Here is a 20179-nt window from a genome sequence, read left to right on the forward strand (position 1 = left end):
AACGATTTCCTTTGTCGGACCCCGAAAACCGAAGATCACAAGATAGAAACGGATCTGTCGGAGGTGTCGGTGGCCCGTTGTATGGTCTCGTCATGCCGAGCAGCCAGGTCAGCATCCCCCAAACAGGCGATGCCCCTGAGGCTGCCGTGCAGGTTGATGACGAGGAGCGACCGGCTCGCCCGCTCTCCGGCTGGGTCGGCACGGCCGTCGCCGTGGTGGCGTTCGTGGTCGCGCTGCTGGTGCTCTGGCAGGTCTTCCGGCCACTCGCGCAGGGCAGCCAGTTCTACCTGATCATCTTCCTGGCGGGCGTGCTGCCGCTGGTCTTCCTGTCGTACCGGTCGGGGCTGCGCTGGCTCGACCGCGGCGACCAGCCGTCGTTCGCAGACTGGGCGCTGGCCGCGGTCGCGCTGGTCGTCTGCCTCTATCCGGTGCTGCCGATCGACGGGGGCTACAACGGGTTCCTCGATAGGCAGGGCCTGCTCGACCCGCGCGACGTCGCGATGGGCGCCGCGCTCCTGATCCTCGTGCTCGAGGCTTGCCGCCGCACCACCGGCTGGGTGCTGCCCGTGGTCTGCCTGGTCTTCCTCGGCTACGGCTACTACGGCGGCTTCCTGCCGCAGGGCTGGACGATCGCGCACGCCGGTCTCGACTTCTCCCAGATCGTCGACGCGCTGTACAACTCCGGCAGCGGCTTCTACGGCACCCCGCTCGACGTCGCCGCGACGTACATCGTGCTCTTCACCATCTACGGCGCGGTGCTCGACCTGTCCGGCGCCGGCCGGTTCTTCGTCGACCTGTCGGTCGCCGCCTTCCGGCGGTCGCGCAGCGCCGCCGGGCGCACGGCAGTCGCGTCCGGCTTCCTGCTCGGCACGGTTTCCGGATCGGGTACCGCCACAGCGGTCAGCGTCGGCGCGGTGACCTGGCCGATCCTGCGCCGCGCCGGCTACCCGCCCGAGCAGGCGGGTGGCATGCTGGCGGCGGCCGGGGTCGGCGCGATCCTGTCACCGCCCACGCTCGGTGCGGCCGCGTTCATCGTGGCTGAGTACCTGGAGGTCTCCTACCTCACCGTGCTCGGCTGGGCGATGATCCCGACGGTCCTGTACTACCTGGGCATCCTGCTGGCGGTCGAGATCGACGCCCGGCGGTACGGCGTGCGCCCGGTCGAGGTCGAGGCGGCGTCGGTGTGGCGGCTGCTGGCGCGGTTCGGCTACCACTTCTCGTCGCTGGTCGCGATCGTCGTGCTGCTCGCGATCGGCGTCTCCGCCACGAGGGCGGTCGTGTACGCCACCGCGCTCGCGTTCGCACTGTCCTTCCTGGACCGTCGCGGTTGGCTCACCCCGCGCCGGCTCTTCGAGGCGCTCTCCGCGGGCGTTCGTGGCGTGCTCCCGGTCGCCGCCGTGTGCGCGGCCGCGGGCGTGATCACGGCCGTCACCACCAAGACCGGGCTCGGCTCTCAGTTGGCCTCGCTGATGGTGCGCGGCGCCCGCGCGATGTCCGACAACCACACCGTCGTGCTGGCCTTGACGGTCCTGTTCGCCGCCGTCGCGCTGCTGCTCCTGGGGCTTGCCGTACCGGTCACCGCCTCCTTCATCATCGGTTGGGTGATCATCGGTCCGGCTCTGCTCGCGCTCGACGTGCCGGCGCCAGCGGCCGCGATGTTCGTCTTCTACTTCTCGGTGCTCTCCGAGGTCACCCCGCCGACCGCGCTCGCCGCCGTCGGCGCGTCCGCGATCACGGGTGGCCGCACGATCCCGACGATGTGGCAGGCGTTGAAGTACGCGCTGCCCGCGTTCCTGGTGCCAGTCGCGTTCGTTCTCACCGGCCCGGGGGAGTACCTGCTCGGGCGCGGTCCCGCGCTCAGCGTGCTGTGGGCGGCCGCCGTGGCCTGCCTGGCGGTGGCTGGGCTGGCGGTGGCCACCGGCGGCTGGGTGCTCGGCGTCGGTCCCGCCGACCCGGTCGCGCGGGTGCTCGCCGCCGCCGGCGGCATCCTGCTGCTCTACCTGCACCCGGTCGCCATCGCGACCGGCGCGGTCCTTCTGGTCGCCGCGGTGGCGGTGACGCTCATCCACAAGAGGAGACAGACATGAGGCGTACGACGATTGGGTTCGCGGCGCTGCTGATGCTCGGTGCGGGGCTGACCGGGTGCGGAGGACGGCAGGACCAGGCGAGCACCGATACTGGCGGCGACGTGACGTGCGAGGTGGCCAGCGAGACCCGGGTCGGCATCGCCACCGGCAACGCGACCGGTGTCTACTTCGCACTCGGCAACGCGTACGCGGAGCAGATCAGCGCCGCGACCGGCGGCAAGGTCAAGGCGACCGCCGCGGAGACCGGTGCCTCCGTGCAAAACATCCAGCAGCTTGTCGCCGGCACATACGCGGTGGCGTTCTCGCTCGCCGACACCGCCGCCGACGCGGTGCAGGGCACTGGCAGCTTCGACGGGCAGAAGCAGCCCGTGCAGGCGATCTCCCGCATCTACACCAACTACACGCAGGTGATCGTGCGCACCGGGGCTGGGATCACCTCGGTCGCCGACATGAAGGGCAAGCGGGTCTCCACCGGCTCCCCGAAGTCGGGCACCGAGGTCATCGCCAACCGGCTGCTCCAGTCCGCCGGCCTCGACCCGGCCAAGGACATCTCGGCGCAGCGCCTCGACCTGACCAAGACCGTCGACGGCATGAAGGACGGCTCGATCGACGCGATGTTCTGGTCGGGCGGCCTGCCCACGCCGGGCATCACCGACCTGTTCACCACGGCGAAAGACAAGGTCGCGTTCGTCGACATCACGCCGCTGCTCGCCGAGATGAAGAAGATCAATCCCGTGTACGAGGAGAGCGTGATCCCCGCTGCCACGTACGGGATGGCGGCTGACGCGAAGACGATCGTGGTACCGAACCTGCTGCTCGTAAAGGACGACCTCGACGCCAACCTCGTGTGCGCCCTGACCAAGGCCCTCTTCGACCGCAAGCCGCAGCTGGAGCAGGCGAACGCCGCCGCCAAGGGCATCACGCTGGAGACCGCCCGCAAGACCGATCCCGTGACGCTGCACCGGGGCGCCGTCGCCGCGCTCGACAAGCTGAACGCTCCACAGTAGAAAACATCGCATCGACCGGCTGGCACGATCGGCTTGCCCGAGGTGACTGCGCGGCGGATGTCGCAAACGGCCGAACGGGTCGATTGTAGGCAACGTTGTGCGTTGAACGTCGGGGCGTGCCGGCCGGTCCGCTCCGCCGTGGTGAACGGAGCGTGGCAATGGCGACAGTCGATGGCCTCACGGCGGCCGTCGCCGCCCACGAAAGCCACCGCGGCCTGTCGCGCTCCATCGGGCTGCACAGCCTTCTCTTCGCGCTTCTCGGCGCGGGCGGGCTGGTGACGGCCCTGATCACCGGGGCCGATGCCGCGCTGGCCGCGACGGGGCTGGCGCTAGTGGGCATGACGGTCATCGCGATCCGGGTCAGCCGGCACCTGCGCAGGCTCCGCGCGGTGGCCCTCGACGTGGCATACCACCAACTCCCGACGGCCGTCAGCGGCGCCGCGAAAGCGACCGACGCGGAAGCCGTCGGCGCCGCCGTCGACGAGTCGACCGCGAGGGTCGACGCTCTGCTCACCGCGCGCGCCGGCGAGGTCGGCGCGCTGGCCCGCGCCTTCGCCACCGTGCACAGGCAGGCGCTGCGGCTCGCCGCCGACGAGGCGCTCACCCGCATGGAGAGCGAGGCGACGCTGGCCGCCCTCTCGCGGCGCGGGCAGGCGCTGATCCAGCGGCAGCTCCGGCTGATCGAGGAGTTCGTGCGGCTGGAGACCGACCGGGCCGCCCGTGGCCGGCTGCTCGCGCTCGACCGGCTGGCCAGCCGGATGCGCCGCAACGAGGAAAACCTGCTGGTGCTCGCCGGTGGTGACCCTGGCCGCCGCCCGACCGAGCCGGTGTCGCTGCGCGAGGTGGTCCGCACGGCGGCGGCTGAGCTCGACGACCCCGATCGGGTGAAGGTGGTGGCCACGCCGCTGGTGGCGATCGCCGCCGACGCGGTCGCCGACGTGATCCACGTGCTCGCCGAGCTCCTGGAAAACGCCGCCAACTTCTCGCACCCAGCCAACCACGTGCGCGTCGACACCCACCAGGACGTCGACCAGGTGACCCTGACGATCTTCGACGAGGGCATCGGGATGGCGGCCACCAAGCTCGCCGAGGCCAACCGCCGGCTCGCGGAGCCGTCTGCCCTGACCAGCGCGCTGGTCGGCACGATGGGCCTGCTGGTGATCGGGCGGCTGGCCCGGCGGCACGGCATCACCGTCAAGCTGACGAGCGTGCCCGACGGCGGCACGGCCGCGTTCGTGGCGCTGCCGCATTCGGTGCTAGCACCCCTGCCCACGCTCGACCGGGTACGTCGCGGTCGGTACGAGCAGCACGCCCTGCCGGCCGTCCCCGCCCCGATGTCACTTCCGGCGGTCCCCGAGCCCGCTGGCCGCCCTCGCCGGCCGGCCGCACTCCCCGCTGCCCGCCCCGCCGCCCTGCCCAGCGGCCCGGTGGCCGGGGCGCGCCCCGCACCGGTCGTGCCACAGGTTCCCGAACAGCGGCCTCGGCGGCTGCGCTGACCGTACCCTGCGTGGGTGCGTTTCCTGGTCTATGCCCTTTTTGTCGTTTTGCTTACTGCTTGCGGGTCGCCGCCCGCTTCACCCGATTGGGTGGCAGCGCCGCCATCCGCCTCTCCCGCCGTGGCACCGACGCCGGCTGAGATCACCCTCGCCTTCGCGGGCGACGTCCACTTCGCCGGCCGCACCGAGCGCCTCCTCGACGATCCGGAGACCGCCTTCGGGGAGGTCGCGACCACGCTCGCCGAGGCGGACGTGACGATGATCAACCTTGAGACCGCCGTCACCACGCGCGGCCAGCCCGAGCCGAAGCAGTTCCTCTTCCGGGCCCCGCCGAGCACGTACGCGGCCGTGAAAGCGGCGGGCGTCGACGTCGTCTCCCTGGCGAACAACCACGCCCTGGACTACGGCCAGCAGGGCCTGGCAGACACCGTCGAGGCGGCCCGCGCCGCCGGCGTACCAACCGTCGGAGCGGGCGCGGACGCCGCGGCCGCCAACGCCGCCTGGACCACGACGGTGCGCGGCACGACCATCGCCTTTCTGGGGTTCAGCCAGGTCCACGAGCTGTGGCAGCGTTGGCGCGCGACCGACACCCGGCCCGGCATCGCGATGGCCCACGACCGCGACCGCGCCGTGGCCGCCGTGCGTGCCGCGCGTCAGATCGCCGACACGGTGGTCGTGTACGTGCACTGGGGCCTCGAGGGCAACGAGTGCCCGACGGGTGAAATGCGGGGGTTCGCGGCGGCGCTCGCGGACGCGGGAGCGGACATCGTGGTCGGTACCCACGCGCACCTGCTCCTAGGTGAGACATGGCTGGGGCGCACGTACGTGCAGTACGGGCTGGGAAACTTCCTCTGGTGGCGCGACGACGCGTTCAGCAACGACACGGGTGTGCTGCGCGTGACCCTGCGCGGCGGCCGCGTGGCCGGGACCGAGCTGGTGCCGGCGGTCATCTCCCGCCAAACCGGGCAGCCCCGCTTGGCCACGGGGACGGCCCGCACCCGGATCCTCGCCGCCTATGCCGCCCTGGCTGAGTGCGTTGCGTGAGTTGCCCGTTTTGTCGGCACGACGCGCCGGAGGGGAACCGAGTTGGCAGTTGCTTCGGGACTGGGCTAAAGTTCTCATCCGTCGCCAGGAACAAAACTGGGGGCCAGTGCGGACGTAGCGCAGTTGGTAGCGCATCACCTTGCCAAGGTGAGGGTCGCGGGTTCGAGTCCCGTCGTCCGCTCGGAGTGAGGCCGCGACACAACACGTCGGGGGTCACCTCGGTGGAGTGGCCGAGAGGCGAGGCAACGGCCTGCAAAGCCGTGTACACGGGTTCAAATCCCGTCTCCACCTCGGCACCACGCTCGGGCGATTGGCGCAGTGGGAGCGCGCTTCCTTGACACGGAAGAGGTCACTGGTTCAAACCCAGTATCGCCCACCATCTATAAAGCACGCTAAGGCCCGGTCGAGATTCTCGCCCGGGCCTTCCTCTTGCCCTCTCTCCGCTCTCCGCGCCCTCCGCTCTCCGCGCCCTCCGCTCTCCGCGCTCTCCGCGCCCTCCGCTCTCCGCGCCCTCCGCTCTCCGCGCTCTCCGCGCTCTCCGCTCTCCGCGCCCTCCGCTCTCCGCGCCCTCCGCTCTCCGCGCTCTCCGCGCCCTCCGCTCTCCGCGCCCTCCGCTCTCCGCGCCCTCCGCTCTCCGCGCCCTCCGCTCTCCCCGCCGATCAAGGGCAAATGCACGTGGTTTGATCTCAGATCCGCGTGCATTTGCCCTTGATCGATGCGGATCGCCTTGATCGACGACCCTGCCGCCGCCTTGCCGCCGCCCCGTCGGCCACGCGCCGGCGCGCGTCCTCCGCGCTGCTGGGTGGCGACCACGTTCGCGGTGCGGCATGGCCGAGCGGCGGCAGCGCGGAACGGTGCAATCCGGTCGGGGGATCGGGCGCCCGCCCGACTGCGGCGATGGACCCGTGACGCGACGCCGAACCGCCCAACTCAACGGCGTCGATCAAGGAGATCTGCATCGATCAAGGGCAAACGCACGTGGAAAAGAGATCGAACCACGTGCGTTTGCCCTTGATCGACGAGCGGGGTGCCGGCGCGGGCGACCGAGCGGGGTGCCGGGGCGGGCGACCGAGCGGGGTGCCGGGGCGGGCGACCGAGCGGGGTGCCGGGGCGGGCGACCGAGCGGGGTGCCGGGGCGGGGTGCCGGGGCGGGCGACGGGCGGGTGACGGGGCGGGGTGACGGGGCGGGGTGCGTTGGGTTAGCAGCAGCGGGTGTCGGGGGTTTTCGTCGCGGCGGTCGCAGCGTTGGCGTTCGAAGTCGCGCCGGGACAGCACCGGCTCCTCCGGGTGGAGGCGCCGGTGCCGCTCGACGACGACCAGCGCGCGCTGGTCGCGGCGCTCAAGGAACTGCCCACCCGGCAGCGGGAGGCGCTCGTCCTGCGACACTGGTTGGGCCTGCGGGAAGCCGAAATCGCCGCCGCGATGGGCATTTCCTGCGGCGCCGTGAAGTCACACACCTCGCGCGGGATGGCTGCCCTCACGCGCGTGCTGGAGGAAAGGCGATGACAACCGGCAGTACCGAGGAGCGGTTGCGGGAGACGCTGGACGCGCTCGCCGCGCAGGCCGACGCGGCGCCACCCGCGTAGGGGCCTGCGCACGCGCGGTGGCGGCGGTGGGAGCGCCGGCGCCGCCACATCCTCGCCGTGCTGATCGCGATCGTCTTCGCTGTGGCCGACCTGATCGGGCTGTGGGCGCTGAACCAGACGCAGGACCGGACCCCGGTCATCTTCGACGACCGTACCCGCATCAACGAGCCCGCGTCGCCGGCGGGCGTCAACCCGCCCTAGCGATCCACGTCGGCGGTGCGATGGCGGGGGAGTGGCCGGACGAGAGCGTGATCATCTATCGTCTGCGGCCATGATCAAGCTTCGTAGAGTTCTTACGGTGCTCGCGGCTGTGGCGGCAATGATCGGCGCGACCGGTGCCCCGGCACTGGCCGTCGACGACAGCTTCTACACAACCAGCGCCACCCCGAGCAACTGCCCGGACGACGACGATCCCGCTGGCTACGTCTACTTCGTGGACTACGGCGAGGGTGACCTGAGCAACCCGGCGAAGAACGACGACTACGTCTCGATCCGGGACACCTGTGCCGACGGCGACGGCGTGGCCGCGTACGCGTGGCACAAGGGCGTGAAGCACGGTCCCAAGTACAACGGGCGGGGCTTCGACGAGTTCATGGTCTGGGACCCGTTCGGAAACGTCCTTCCCGGCGAGCGAGTCGGCATCCAGATCTGCTCGCAGAACGGGACGTACGGCACGCCGTACGACTGCGGCAGCGTGATCTACCGCACGAGCAGCGACGGCTGAAGCTGGCCTCGGTCACGGCATTGCGGCCGTGACCGAGGCTCACAGCGTTGGGCCGTGACCGGCGCTCACAGGCTCGGTTCCAGGTGGATGGCGCGCAGCGCGGGCGCCACCGGGCCGGCCGTGCCGCGCAGCAGCAGGGTCAGCCGGGTGCCGGCGGCAGCCCAGGCGCCCGGCACCCAAAGGATCTCGGCGTCGCCGCCGGAGAACCGCGGCCGCTGCGGGTCGTCGAGCCACACCCGCCCGACGCACTCGCCCGCGGCCCAGCCGGTTGCCCGTACCTGCTCGCCCTCCAGCCGGATGACCCAGCCCACAGTGGACGGTGGCAGGTCGACGTCGAGCCAGGCTTCCGCGCCCGCCGCGAGGGCGAGCGGCAACTCGACCGGCGTCCCCGTCGAACCAGCGGCCGTGGCGTATTCCGTCAGCGCCGCGTCGTCCTCGACCGTGCACGACCAGCCGGTCACCGGCCGCAGGGCGAGCAGTTCCGCCTGGACGCCCGGACCGCTGGGGTTGTGCGGCATCGTCACCGACACGCGATCGGTGCCCGCCGGCAGCAGCAGCCAGGGGTTTTCGGGGTGGACGGTCACCGCTTCGCCGCCGTCGACCGCGACCCGCGCCGGCTCGGCCAAGCCGACCAGGTGCAGGGCCGAGTCACCAACACCAGGGATCACTCGGGTGTACGTAGTGGGAAGCCCCACCCGGGTGCTGCTCCAGCCGCCAAGCGTGCGCGTCGGTGCGGGCTGGCCGGCCCACTGCTCGTCGCCGCTCACGGTCCACAGGGCGGACAGGTCACGCACCGCCTCGACCGTCCAAACGGTGCCGAGACCGCGCAGGCCGCCGAGCCTCAGCGCGGGCAGGCGGTCATCGTCGAAGTTGGCGTGTCCCCAGATCTCGACCGTGGCCCGCACGTCGGCGGTACCCGACACGTCGCGCACGTCGATCCGCTCGGTGGCGCCGAAGCCGGCGATCGTCGGCCTGGCCTGGCCCGCGATCGACAGATCTACCATGTCGGCGGCGCCGACGATGAGCAACTCGTCGACCCCCGTCAGGTCGGCGGTCGTGGTGTAGGTGCCGCGTCCACGGTAGACACCCAGCGCCTCCAGCGTTGGCGGCAGCTCGTGCACCGGACCAGCCGAGCCCGCTGGCGCGCCGGAGCGCCGCTGTCCCGACAGCACGTCGGTGGCGGTGGTGCGGTGACCCACGCCCTGTGCGGGAGCCAGGTCGGTGACGCCGTCGGCGTGCAGCGCGGTGAGCCGGGCCGCGTCGGCCGGCGGCAGCACCACAAGCGTGACGGCTGTGCCGGGCACCTCGATGACGGTCCCCACTGGAATGACGAGCGGCGGGAGTCCATCTAGGACGACCGTCACCGGCACCGTGGAGGAGAACGCCAGCGCCAGGCGGCCGCCTTCGGTGGCCACCGCCACGAGGTCGGCGGAGGCCATGGACAGCGTCAGGTCGGCGCCCCACTGTTGCAGCGGGACATCGAGCAGGACCAGCGGGCACGCGTCATCGGGCACGTCGATCGTCACCCCGTCCAGCGTTGCCGTGCCGGACTCGGTGCCCAGGTTGGGCAGGGCAAGCAGCTGCCCGCCGCCGTCGAGGTCCAGCGCCGCCAGCGAGGTGCTGGTCGGGAAGTCGGCCGTGACATCGAGGCGCGGCACGCCCGACGTGGCGAGTGCCAGCCGGGGACCGAGAGCGTCGATGACCCGCGCCAGCACCTGTGCCTCGACGAACTCCGGCCGCTCGACACCGGTCGACGAGACGTATCCGCCGAAGTCGTACCCGTGGCTCATCAGGTTGCCCGGCGCGCCCCAGTTGCCGCTCGACGGCGTGTACCCGAAGTTCCAGCCGGACGACTGGAGGTACGGCGCGATCAGTGACGCGCCGCTGGCCAGCAGCCGCCGCAGCGTGCGGTGCCGCCGGTTGGTCTCGGTGACCAGCAGCGGCAGCCCGCGGTCGGCGAGCAGCCCCGCGTACCGTCGCACCTCGCCCTCGATGTGCGGCGAGTCGTCGTCCGGGTAGAAGTTGCAGGCCGGTACGACACCGGCCACGTCACCGGTGGCCCCGGTCAGGTCGCCCTGCCCCGCACACGCGATCATCGGCACGGTGATGCCGTAGCCGACCGACTGGTCGCGCAGCGCGGTGATGTACCCCGTGCGGTCGGCGCAGTCGAAGAAGTCCAGCTCGTTTTCGAGCTGCACCATGATGACCGGGCCGCCATTGGCGTACTGCCGTTCGGCGATCAGCGGGAGCACCTGGTCGTACCAGGCGCGCACCTGGGCGAGGTATCGCGGCTCGCTCTGCCGCACCCGTAGCTGCGGGTCGAGGCCAAGCCAGGCCGGCAGCGCGCCACCGTCCCATTCGGAGCAGATGTACGGGCCGGGCCGCGCGATGACGTACAACCCGGCGGCGTGCGCCAGATCCAGGAATGTGGCGACGTCCCGCCGGCCCTCGAACGACCACTCGCCGGGCGCCGTCTCGTGAAAGTTCCATGGCAGATACACGTCGACGCACGTGTAGCCGGACGCCCGCACCTGCGCCAGCCGCGCAACCCACTCCTCGCGCGGCAGGCGGAAGTAGAACAACGAGGCGCAGAGCAGCAGCTTGGGCTGGCCGCCGATCCTGATGCCGCGGGCGTCGAGTTCGACGCCGCTCCTGACAATGGTCTGAACGCTCACTTGACCCCCGCGCTTCCACCGCTGATGTCCATCTCGTACAGGTACCGCTGGCCCAGGTAGTACACGACGATCATGGGCAGCGTGAGCAGGATCGAACCCACCATCACCAGGTTCCATGGTGGCGCCTGCATCGCCGCCGATGTGCTGCTGATGTACTGGATGCCGAGGGCCAGCGGCATCTTCGACTCGTCGTTCAAGTAGATCAGCGGACCCATGAAATCACCCCACGTGTACGTCAGGGTGAAGATGCCGATCGCGATGAGCGCCGGCATCAGCATCGGCAGCATGATCCGGCGGTAGACGCCGAAGAAGCCGAGCCCGTCGATCATGGCCGCTTCGTCGATCTCCCGCGGCAGCCGAGACACGAACTGCCGCACCAGGAAGACGTTGAACCCGTTCGAGAAGAAGTTCGGGATGATCAGCGGCAGGAACGTGTTGATCCAGCCGAGCTCCTTGAACAGGATGAACTGCGGGATCATGGTGATCTGCGTCGGGATCATCATCGTCGCGATGACCACCATAAAGAGCACGTTCTTTCCCGGTGCGCGCAGGCGCGCGAAGGCGTAGCCGATCAGCCCGCTGGACAGCATCTGCCCGATCACCGCGAAGACCGAGATGATCACGGAGTTCAGCAGGAAGCGGCCCATCGGCAAGCTGGTGTCGAAGACCCGGGTGAAGTTATCCCAGTGAAACTCGCGCGGGATGATGCTGAACGTGTTCGCGTTTACCGTCTGGTCCGACGACAGCGCGATGGACACGACGAGCACCAGCGGCACGGAGAGCAGCGCCGACACGATCATCAGCGTCGCGTACGTGAAGGGTGTGGCCCGGAAGGCCCGGGGGGTGCGCGTGTTCTTACCGGGCCGCTGCTCCCGCCGCTCCGCGGCGGGTTGCGGGGGTGCGCTCGTGATGATCGCCATCACTTCACCTCCGTCTCGTAGAAGACCCACTTGCGCGCGGTCCGGAAGGCGATGAGGGTGAAGCCGAGGATCACCAGGAACAGCAGCCACGAGATCGCCGAGGCGTACCCCATGTGGTAGAAGGAGAACGCCTGGTCGAAGAGGAACGGCACCATCATCACGCTCGCGTCTTCCGGCGCTTGAGTGGCGCCCCGGGTCAGCACGTACACCTGGGAGAAGACCTGGAACGCGCCGATGATGCCCATCACGAGGTTGAAGAAGATGATCGGCGTGAGCTGCGGGACGGTGATGCTCCAGAACTGCCGCATCGAGCTGGCGCCGTCCACCTCGGCCGCTTCGTACAGCTCCTTGGGGATGCCCTTCATGGCGGCGAGCAGCAGGACGGTCGCGCTGCCGACGCCCCAGACCGACAGCAGGATCAGCGATGGCTTCACCCAGGTCGGGTCCAGCAGCCACGTCGGACCGGGGATGCCGAAGACGCCGAGCAGGTCGTTGAGCGCCCCTGACGGCATGAGCACCATCTTGAAGACCATCGCCGCTGCCACCAGCGGCACCAGCGTCGGCAGGTAGATGAGGGTACGGAACAGCTTGCGCGCCCGGACCTGCTTGTTGAGCAGGTTGGCGAGCCAGAGGCCGAGCAGCAGGCCGAGCGGCACCGAGACGGCCGAGTAGTAGATGGTGTTCTTGAGGGCCGTCCAGAAGACCGGGTCCTCGGTCAGCAGCTGGCGGTAGTTGTCCAGCCCCACGAAGTTGGGCGTGGTGAACGAGTCCCAGTCGGTCAGCGACAGGTAGATCGACGTGACCATGGGCCCGAGCAGGAACACCAGGAAGCCGATGATCCACGGCGAGGCGAAGAGGTAGAACCAGAGCGCCTCCTTGCGCCGGCGGCTACGCAGGCCCGCCGGACGCGTAAGAGTCCGCCCCGGGGCGGCACCGGCGCGCGCCGGTGCCGCCTCCGCGAGGTCGGTCATGCGCCGCCGCCTGCAGCCGCCACCAAGCGGAGGGAGCGTAGCGACCGTAGCGACTGGCGGCTACAAGGCGGCATAGGGGGCGCATGACCCGCGCGAGCGTAGCGAGCGCCAGTTAGGTCGGTCATGCGCCGCCGCCTGCAGCCGCCACCAAGCGGAGGGAGCGTAGCGACCGTAGCGACTGGCGGCTACAAGGCGGCATAGGGGGCGCATGACCCGCGCGAGCGTAGCGAGCGCCAGTTAGGTCGGTCATCGTTACCCCGCAGGCTTGACGATGGTCTCTAGCCGCTTCTGGACCGCGGTCAGCGCGGTCCGGGCATCTTCCTTGCCGAGCCAGAAGTTGGCCAGCCCGTTCTCGAACGCCTTCTGCATCTCGTTCCACTCCGGGATGAACGGCGCGCGATAAACGAACGCGCTCGACTCGCCGAAGACATTCATGGCGACCGGCTTCGTCATCCACGTCGGCTTGAGGAACGCGTCGCCCTTCTGCACCTCGAGGTTCGCCGGCACGTCCTGGCCGGTCTCGATGATGACCTTCTGCGCGTCCGGCGAGCTCAGGAACTCGATCGCCTTGATGGCCGCGTTCGGGTTCTTCGACGTGCGGGAGATCGCGAGCCCGCTGCCGAAGGCGGTCACCGCCTGCTGCTTGCCCCGCCAGAACGGCGCGATGCCCCACTCGATGTTGCTCTTGAGCAGCCCGCTGATCGCCCAGAAGCCGGTGGTGCTGACCGCGATCTTGCCCTGTGCGAACGCGGCGTCGCCGTTGACGTCGGCACCGAAGTCGGCGTACTGCTTCTTCGTCGGCACCACGCCGTGCTTGTTCACCAGGTCGCCGGCCCACTGCAGCGCCTCGACGACCGGGTCGCTGTTCGCGGCTGGCTTGCCGCTGTCATCAATGATCTTGCCGCCGTTCTGGTACACGAAGCCCCACCACGCGGCCCACCACTCGGCGCCGGCGTACCCCCATTGCTTGCCCGGCACGGTGAGTGCCTTGAACGCCGCGAGCGTCTGCTCCCAAGTCCAGTCGGCTGTGGGCGCGTCCAGGTTGGCCGCCGCGAACATTGTCTTGTTGTAGTAGGTGATCATCGCACCGGACCGGTCCGGGACCGCGTAGACCTTGTCCTTGTACGAGTACAGCGAGCCGATCGGCCCGAACTGCTGCTCGAGGTCGATGCCCGCGCCCTTGGCCAGGTCGTCGAGCGGCTGGAGCTGGTTCTTGCTGGAGTAGACGTTGACGTTCTCGGCGACCTGCATGATGTCCGGGCCGGAGCCGCCCGCGATCATCGTCTGCACCTTCTGCTCATACGTCTCGCCGGGGATGAGCTGCAGCGTTATCGAGATCTCGGGGTACTTCTTGACCAGCAGGTCGATGCGCTTCTGGTAAGCGGTCTTGTCAGGCTCGCCGCCCCAGACCGTCATGACCAGCTTGCCGCCGCCGTTGCTCGAGCCGCTGTCGTCGCTGTCCGAACCGCACGCGGTCAGCGTGATGATGCCCGCCGCCGCACCGAGGCCGAGAAAACCCCGGCGCGTCACTCGTGCTCTGTCGATCGTCATCGCGCTATGCCTCCTATCACGAACCCGGCCTTTGGATGCGACGGCGTCGCGTTGGCCCTGAGGCTGGATGGGGGGATGTCAACTAAATTTCCAGCCGGTTAAGTGATCGGTAGCCTAAGATTGCGATGACCCTTCGTCAAGGGCTAAGAATAAGCCCTTGCGTAACGTGACTCCCGCTCACATAACGGTCCGTGACTGGGTCAGGCCATGATTGCGGCAGGACAGCGCGATGCGCCTCGAGCGCCAAGAGGGCCACGAACGACACGCCGGCCGCAAGCGCCGTCGCAAGCGCACGGATCGCGCGCTTTTCCAGCTGTACCGCCAGCGCGGCGCGACCCAGCACGACCGTCCACAGTGCTGCCAATACCGCTGCCAATACCGCTGCCGATACCGCTGCCAATACCGCGGACACCCCCGACCAGGAAGCCAGCGTGATACCAGCCGGCGGCCGGGGTGGCGCCCGCCACCCACAATGGCGCCTTTCCGGGTACCTTCATCGTTAGTCTTCGAAGTCGAGGGATGCGACGGCGTTGACCAGGATCGCACACTTCACTGACGCTTCCTTTCTGGGCGTCAACGGCATCGCGGCGTCCATCCGGCTGCTCACCGGCGCACTCGCCCGGCGCGGCCACGAAACCGTCGTGGTGACGACCGGTCCACTGTGGAAAGCTTCAGTGGAGAGGAGCGTCATCTCGGTGCCGTCGCTGCCGACGGGGATGGGCGACTTCCGGTTCGCGCTGATGCCGATCCGCGCGATGCGCGACCGGGTGCGAGCCTGGCGGCCGGATGTCGCGCACGTGCACACTCCCGGCCCGCTCGGCGCCGCGGGGCTGACCATGGCGCGGCAGCTCGGCGTTCCGGCGGTGTACACCTACCACACCGACATGCACGGGTACGCCGAGCACTACTACATCCCGACGCCTATCGTCTACGTCCCGACGCCTATCGTCCGCGCCGGCACCGCCCTGTACGGGCGGCATTTGCGGAGCGGGCCGACAGGGCGGCTCCTCGACAAGTACGACGCCGTCGAGGAGGCCAACGCCCGCGTCTTCGACGCGGCGCACGTCATCGTCGCGCCGACCGCGGGTGCGCTGCGCCGCTGCCGGATGGCGGCTTTCGCCGACCGGATACGGGTCATCGCCACCCCGGCGAACCTCCCGCCGGCCGCCATGACCGGTGCCGAGTTCCGCGCCCGGCACGGCATCGCGCCAGAGGCGGCGGTGGTGCTCCCCATCGTGATGACCGACCGGCTGCTGCACGCCAGCCACCCGCTCGCGGAGCCATGTGCCTCACCGACCCGGCGCCCGCGCCCTTCGCGGCTGGCCTGGCCGCGCTGCTCGCGGCGCCCGCCGAGGCGAGACACCGCGGCCAGCGCGGTCGTTCCATCGCCGGGGAGTACGCATCGGACCGTTTCGCCGACGAGACCCTCCAGGCGCACCGCGACGCCGCTACCAGCGCAGCGGAAGGGTCCCGATGAAGTCGTCGAGGCGGTCGGCGATGAGCTGGTGGTCGTGCAGGGACGGGTGCCAGTGGCAGCCGAGGTGGTCGAGGCCGGTGTCCTCGTAGTACCAGTAGCGGACCCGGTCGTCGCCCTGCGCGTTGCGGTCGGTGACCACCTGCTGCGCGGCGTCCGCGAACGCGGTGGTGTTCCACAGGTACGTCGAGCTCACCACGATGATGGTGTGCCGGCCGTACCGTGTGCGGAGCTTGTCCAGGAAGCCCTGGTACGCGGTGCGGTAGGCGGCGACCAGGCTTTCCGGCGTCCACGCCTCGCCCGGGTTGACGGCGGTGGAGAAGTCGTTGAGACCCAGCCCCACGACCACGAGCTGCGGCCGCCATGTGCGCGGCTTGTTCCAGACGTCGCCGTCGACGCTCAGCAGTGCCCGGTCGTAGTACGTGCGGTAGTCGGTGCCGGGCGTGTGGCCGTTGTAGTTGCGCACCATGCCGAGGCCCGAGAACGCGTTGATCTGATAGTCGGCGCCCAGGCGCTGGGCGGTGATCGCGCCGAAGCTGAGGTTGGCGTTGGTGGTGCGGGCGACCTCGTCGCCTGTGCACTCGCGGGTCGTCGACATATTGCCGTAGCCGACCGTGTTGGAGTCGCCGATGAACTCGATCTGCCTGCCGCGCGCCGCCGGCTTGCCGAGGATCGCGCCGCCGGGCGCGGCGACGAAGCCGCCGAACTCGCTGACCATCCACTGGCTCTCGGTGCGCTTGACGAGCCGGACCGTGTGGACACCCCGCCGCAGCCCGGTGACCCAGTGCGTGATCTGGCCGGGCTTCACGAGCGTGTCGACGGTCGCGCCGTCGATCTGCACCTCGTAGTCGTTGTCGGTGTCGTTCAGCACGACGCCGACCCCGGTGCCGCGGAAGCGGCCCTCGAAGTAGACGCCGGGCCAGCTGTACTGGACGGCGCCGCCGTTGACCTCGACGCGACCGGCGGTGTGGGCCCGCCCGAGAACGTGGGGCGTGCCGGCCTGCGCTGGCGGCGCTGCCGCCACCACGAGCCCGACCGTGAGCGTGGCGGCCGCGAGGACGGCGGTGAAGCGCTTCATTCGATCTCCTGGATATCGAAGGCAACAGATCTGGAAGCGCTCCCACTTCATCGCTCCGAGAGGCGGTTGTCAAGAGCGTCTAGAGCGCTCCCCGCCAGACATCGATCAAGGAGGATCGCATCGATCAAGGGCGAATGCGGGCGGAAAGAGATCAAAGCACGTGCATCTGTCCTTGATCGACGGGCGAAAGCGGAACGGGGCCAACGTAAGGTGGCGGCGTGAGGGCGCTCGTGCTTGGTGGGGGCGGGGTTACCGGCGTCGCGTGGGAGCTCGGGGTGCTCGCCGGGCTCGCCGACGCCGGCGTCGACCTGCTCGACGCCGACGTGTTCGTCGGCACCTCGGCGGGTTCGGTAGTGGCGGCGCAGGTCACGTCCGGCGTGCCGCTGGAAGAGCTGTACTCGCGCCAGCTTGGCGGACCTGGCGCGGAGATCGCCGCCCGGATCGGCCTCCGCACGCTTGTCGCGGGCGGGTTCGCCATGCTCGGCGCCCGGGACGAGCTGGCCTTTCGACGGCGGCTGGGTCGGATGGCACTGGCCGCGCCCACCGGACCGGCGGCCGAGCGGATCGCGGTGATCGCGAGCCGCCTGCCCGCGCACACCTGGCCCGACCGGCGGCTGCTGGTCACGGCGGTCGACGCCGACACCGGCGAGTTCGTGGTGTTCGACCGCGACGGGGGAGTGAGCCTGGTCGAGGCGGTCGCGGCAAGCTGCGCGGTGCCTGGCGTGTGGGCTCCGGTACCCATTGGCGAGCGCCGATTCATCGACGGCGGGATGCGGTCGGCGGCGAACGCCGACGTTGTCACGGATGCTGTGCTGGCTGGCGCTCTCTACGTTCGCGCGGACCCCGAGGCATCGAAGGCGCCGCCTTCCCACGCGCCGCCCGGCGCGTCGCTCAGTCCAGGCGGCGCCGGTCCCGGATTCGACCAGGTCGTGGTGATCGCGCCGATCGCGCGCGGCGGCGGCCGGATCGCGCGCCTGTCCGACCAGGTGGCGGCGTTGCGCCGCACCGCGCGGGTCGCCGTGGTCACGCCGGATCGGGCCGCGCGCCGGGCGATCGGCCGCAACGTGCTCGACCCGGCGCGGCGGGCGCCAGCCGCACGTGCGGGGCGGGTGCAGGCGATCGCGGCCGCGGAGCAGATAGCGCGGGTCTGGACGCCTTGACAGGCGCCTGAGACATCCATAGCCTTCGCGTAATTGTATCGTTTCATCCTCGCGAATGCTGAGGAGCTTGGGCATGAATCCTCGCGCCATACTGACCATTTCCGCTCTTATCGCATTAGTCCTCGGCCTTCCCGGCGCGGCCGCCGCCGCGCCGTCGGGCGGACGCCACCATCCCGTGCAGCTCGAAGAACTCGACCGCGGCCTGGTCGCCGCGGCCACCACAGAGGGCGTCTTTCTCAGCTGGCGGCTGCTCGGCTCCGAGGTCACCGGCCACACCGCGACCGGCATGGCCGGACCCGCGTTCAACGTGTACCGGAACGGAAAGCGCATAGCGACCGTCACCGACAGCACGAACTACGTCGACCGCGCGGCCGAGCCCGGCGCGCGCTACCGGGTCGCGCCAGTCGTGAAGGGGCGTGAGGGTGACCGCAGCGCGGCCGTCACGGCCTGGGCCAACGGCTACTACGACCTGCCGCTTCGCAAGCCTGCCGACGGGGTCACCCCGGCCGGCGAGGCGTACACGTACGCGGCCAACGACATCAGCGTCGGCGACGTCGACGGCGACGGGCAGTACGAGTACGTGGTCAAGTGGGACCCCTCGAACTCCAAGGACGTGTCGCAGGTCGGGTACACCGGCAACGTCTACATCGACACGTACCGGCTCGACGGCACGCTTCTCAACCGTATCGACCTCGGCGTCAACGTCCGGGCCGGCGCGCACTACGTGCAGTTCCTCGTGTACGACTTCGACGGCGACGGCCGCTCCGAGATGATGTTCAAGACCGCGCCCGGCACCAAGGTCATCCGGTACAACCGGGCCGGCAACGTGGTCTCCGAGCGGTACATCACGATGCCGGGGGCGGACATCCGCGCCGGGTACACGCACAAGGACGACTACCGCATGAGCGCCGCCGACTACTACCAGCACGTCGTCGACATGTTCCTCGGCTGGCACGAGCATCCCGAGGTCGTGGCCGGGCGCTGGCCCGCGACGCTGGAGCAGGCGTTCGGCACCACGCCGCAGTACCAGTACCCGCTCTCGCGCGCCGACGCGGAGGCGCTCGCCAACTACTTCATCGACGTGTACGCGCCGAGCCGCAGCACCCGAAACGCCCTGCGGAACTTCCAGGGCTTCATCATCACGGGGCCGGAGTACCTGACGGTGTTCCAGGGCGCCACGGGCCGCGAACTTCAGACGATCCGGTACAAGCCGGGCCGGTCTGACGACGGGCTCATGTGGGGCGACTACGCGATGGCGCGCATCGAGCCGGGCAACCGGGTCGACCGGTTCCTGGCCGGCGTCGGATACCTGGACGGCAAGCACCCGTCGGCGATCTTCGCGCGCGGCTACTACACCCGCACCACCCTGGTCGCGTACCGGTGGGACGGCGAGCGGCTACGCGAGCAGTGGTACGTCGACAGCGGCTGGACGCCGATGACGAACCCGTTCAACGACAGTCCACACGGGCGGGACGGCACCAACCCGGAGTACGCGAAGATCACCACGCAGGGGTACCACTCGCTGAGCGTGGCCGACGTGGACGCCGACGGAAAGCACGAGGTCGTGTACGGCGCGGCGACCATCGACCACGACGGCAGCCTGCTGTACAGCTCGTTCGCCGAGATGCCGCCAGGCAGCGCCACGCCGGGCCAACAGGCTCGGCTCGGCCACGGTGACGCCATCCACGTCACCGACATCGACCCGAACCGTCCCGGCCTGGAAATCTATGGCGTGCACGAGGGCGGGACCTGGGCGCCGTACGGCCACGCCATGCGCGACGCCGCCACCGGCGAGGTCATCTTCGGCGACTACACCGGCCGCGACACCGGGCGCGGCATGATCGGCGACGTACTGCCGGACGTGCCCGGCCTGGAGGCCTGGCCCGCCATGCCGCCGAACGCCGCCGACCTCGGGATCGGGCTTTTCTCGGCCGACGGCGACCTGCTCGCCAACACCACGCCCGGCACCAACATGAGCATCCGCTGGGCGGCCGACCTGACCACCCAGATCGTCACCGGCGCCTTCGGCACGACGGACACCCTGCCGAAGATCCAGGACTGGCGGCGCGGCACCGTGCTCACGGCCACCGGGACGTACACCAACAACCACACCAAGGGCAACCCGAGCCTGGTCGCGGACGTTTTCGGTGACTGGCGCGAGGAGTTGCTCCTGCGTACCGAGGACAGCAGCGCCGTGCGGATCTACCTCAGCACCGAGGTGACCGGCCACAAGATGTACACGCTCATGCACGATCCGCAGTACCGGGCGGAGACGGCGCGGCAGCAGACCGCGTACAACCAGCCGGCGTACCCGGGCTTCTATCTGGCCTCCGACACCGACTGGTCGAAGGTGCCCGTACCCACCACGGCTCGCGGTCTGTAAGGGGCGTTACACGGGATTGTCGG

The 20179-nt window shown here is 69.9% G+C and carries 15 protein-coding genes, 3 tRNA genes and 1 pseudogene; 13 read left to right on the forward strand and 6 right to left on the reverse strand.

Features of this window, described 5'->3' with window-relative positions; translation table 11 throughout:
• The first annotated feature begins 92 nt into the window (after nucleotides 1-92).
• The 7 genes from V6V89_RS24325 to V6V89_RS24355 all read left to right on the forward strand — a co-directional run bounded on the left by V6V89_RS24325 (nucleotide 93) and on the right by V6V89_RS24355 (nucleotide 6013).
• Entirely contained in the window at nucleotides 93-2087 is a 1995-nt protein-coding gene (locus V6V89_RS24325; protein ID WP_334621611.1) for a TRAP transporter permease, read from the forward strand.
• Nucleotides 2084-3094 carry a TAXI family TRAP transporter solute-binding subunit gene (locus tag V6V89_RS24330; RefSeq protein WP_334621612.1) on the forward strand — a complete coding sequence of 337 codons (1011 nt, stop codon included), beginning with the start codon at nucleotides 2084-2086 and terminating at the stop codon, nucleotides 3092-3094. Before V6V89_RS24325 ends, V6V89_RS24330 begins: the two co-directional genes overlap by 4 nt.
• Before the next feature lie 158 nt (nucleotides 3095-3252).
• A complete protein-coding gene (locus tag V6V89_RS24335; RefSeq protein ID WP_334621613.1) occupies nucleotides 3253-4590 on the forward strand; it encodes a sensor histidine kinase in 1338 nt (445 codons plus the stop codon).
• A gap of 120 nt (nucleotides 4591-4710) precedes the next feature.
• Nucleotides 4711-5634: a CapA family protein gene (locus tag V6V89_RS24340; protein ID WP_334621615.1), complete on the forward strand. Its 924-nt coding sequence runs from the start codon at nucleotides 4711-4713 to the stop codon at nucleotides 5632-5634.
• A 108-nt stretch (nucleotides 5635-5742) separates the two neighbouring features.
• Nucleotides 5743-5815: transfer RNA gene (locus V6V89_RS24345), tRNA-Gly, on the forward strand.
• 39 nt (nucleotides 5816-5854) lie between these two features.
• A tRNA-Cys gene (locus V6V89_RS24350) sits at nucleotides 5855-5925 on the forward strand.
• A gap of 13 nt (nucleotides 5926-5938) precedes the next feature.
• Nucleotides 5939-6013 (forward strand) — tRNA-Val (locus V6V89_RS24355).
• 551 nt (nucleotides 6014-6564) lie between these two features.
• On the opposite strand, the gene V6V89_RS41805 is transcribed toward V6V89_RS24355, so the two are convergent.
• Nucleotides 6565-6909 carry a hypothetical protein gene (locus V6V89_RS41805; protein ID WP_442935206.1) on the reverse strand — a complete coding sequence of 115 codons (345 nt, stop codon included), beginning with the start codon at nucleotides 6907-6909 and terminating at the stop codon, nucleotides 6565-6567.
• On the opposite strand from V6V89_RS41805, the gene V6V89_RS24360 reads away from it, so the two are divergent.
• The 3 genes from V6V89_RS24360 to V6V89_RS24370 all read left to right on the forward strand — a co-directional run bounded on the left by V6V89_RS24360 (nucleotide 6847) and on the right by V6V89_RS24370 (nucleotide 7944).
• Nucleotides 6847-7140 (forward strand): sigma factor-like helix-turn-helix DNA-binding protein, encoded by a 294-nt coding sequence (locus V6V89_RS24360; protein WP_334621616.1) that lies wholly within the window; start codon nucleotides 6847-6849, stop codon nucleotides 7138-7140. The two genes, V6V89_RS41805 and V6V89_RS24360, sit on opposite strands and share 63 nt — an antisense overlap.
• Before the next feature lie 137 nt (nucleotides 7141-7277).
• Entirely contained in the window at nucleotides 7278-7421 is a 144-nt protein-coding gene (locus V6V89_RS24365; protein WP_334621617.1) for a hypothetical protein, read from the forward strand.
• Nucleotides 7422-7518: 97 nt separating this feature from the next.
• Complete coding sequence (locus V6V89_RS24370) at nucleotides 7519-7944, forward strand: hypothetical protein (RefSeq protein WP_334621618.1); 426 nt, start codon at nucleotides 7519-7521, stop codon at nucleotides 7942-7944.
• 65 nt (nucleotides 7945-8009) lie between these two features.
• Here V6V89_RS24370 and V6V89_RS24375 read toward each other — a convergent pair whose 3' ends face one another.
• The 4 genes from V6V89_RS24375 to V6V89_RS24390 form a co-directional block, all read right to left on the reverse strand.
• Nucleotides 8010-10619 (reverse strand): beta-galactosidase, encoded by a 2610-nt coding sequence (locus V6V89_RS24375; protein ID WP_334621620.1) that lies wholly within the window; start codon nucleotides 10617-10619, stop codon nucleotides 8010-8012.
• Entirely contained in the window at nucleotides 10616-11539 is a 924-nt protein-coding gene (locus tag V6V89_RS24380) for a carbohydrate ABC transporter permease (RefSeq protein ID WP_334621621.1), read from the reverse strand. Before V6V89_RS24380 ends, V6V89_RS24375 begins: the two co-directional genes overlap by 4 nt.
• Nucleotides 11539-12510, reverse strand: a complete 972-nt coding sequence (locus tag V6V89_RS24385) for a carbohydrate ABC transporter permease (protein ID WP_334621622.1) — start codon at nucleotides 12508-12510, stop codon at nucleotides 11539-11541. Before V6V89_RS24385 ends, V6V89_RS24380 begins: the two co-directional genes overlap by 1 nt.
• A gap of 252 nt (nucleotides 12511-12762) precedes the next feature.
• A complete protein-coding gene (locus tag V6V89_RS24390; protein ID WP_334621623.1) occupies nucleotides 12763-14061 on the reverse strand; it encodes an ABC transporter substrate-binding protein in 1299 nt (432 codons plus the stop codon).
• A 530-nt stretch (nucleotides 14062-14591) separates the two neighbouring features.
• Here V6V89_RS24390 and V6V89_RS41810 point away from each other — a divergent pair.
• A pseudogene (locus tag V6V89_RS41810) lies at nucleotides 14592-15149 on the forward strand (glycosyltransferase); the annotation flags it as partial.
• A 360-nt stretch (nucleotides 15150-15509) separates the two neighbouring features.
• Here the strand turns inward: V6V89_RS41810 and V6V89_RS24405 are convergent.
• Nucleotides 15510-16613 carry an SGNH/GDSL hydrolase family protein gene (locus tag V6V89_RS24405; RefSeq protein ID WP_334621627.1) on the reverse strand — a complete coding sequence of 368 codons (1104 nt, stop codon included), beginning with the start codon at nucleotides 16611-16613 and terminating at the stop codon, nucleotides 15510-15512.
• A gap of 218 nt (nucleotides 16614-16831) precedes the next feature.
• On the opposite strand from V6V89_RS24405, the gene V6V89_RS24410 reads away from it, so the two are divergent.
• Both V6V89_RS24410 and V6V89_RS24415 read left to right on the forward strand, forming a co-directional pair.
• The gene (locus tag V6V89_RS24410; protein ID WP_334621628.1) at nucleotides 16832-17773 is read left to right on the forward strand and encodes a patatin-like phospholipase family protein; all 942 of its coding nucleotides are present in this window, start codon (nucleotides 16832-16834) and stop codon (nucleotides 17771-17773) included.
• 73 nt (nucleotides 17774-17846) lie between these two features.
• Nucleotides 17847-20156 (forward strand): rhamnogalacturonan lyase, encoded by a 2310-nt coding sequence (locus tag V6V89_RS24415; protein ID WP_334621630.1) that lies wholly within the window; start codon nucleotides 17847-17849, stop codon nucleotides 20154-20156.
• The last annotated feature ends 23 nt before the right edge of the window (nucleotides 20157-20179 follow it).

It is taken from the genome of Micromonospora sp. CPCC 206061 (assembly GCF_036906915.1).
Classification (GTDB): domain Bacteria; phylum Actinomycetota; class Actinomycetes; order Mycobacteriales; family Micromonosporaceae; genus Phytohabitans.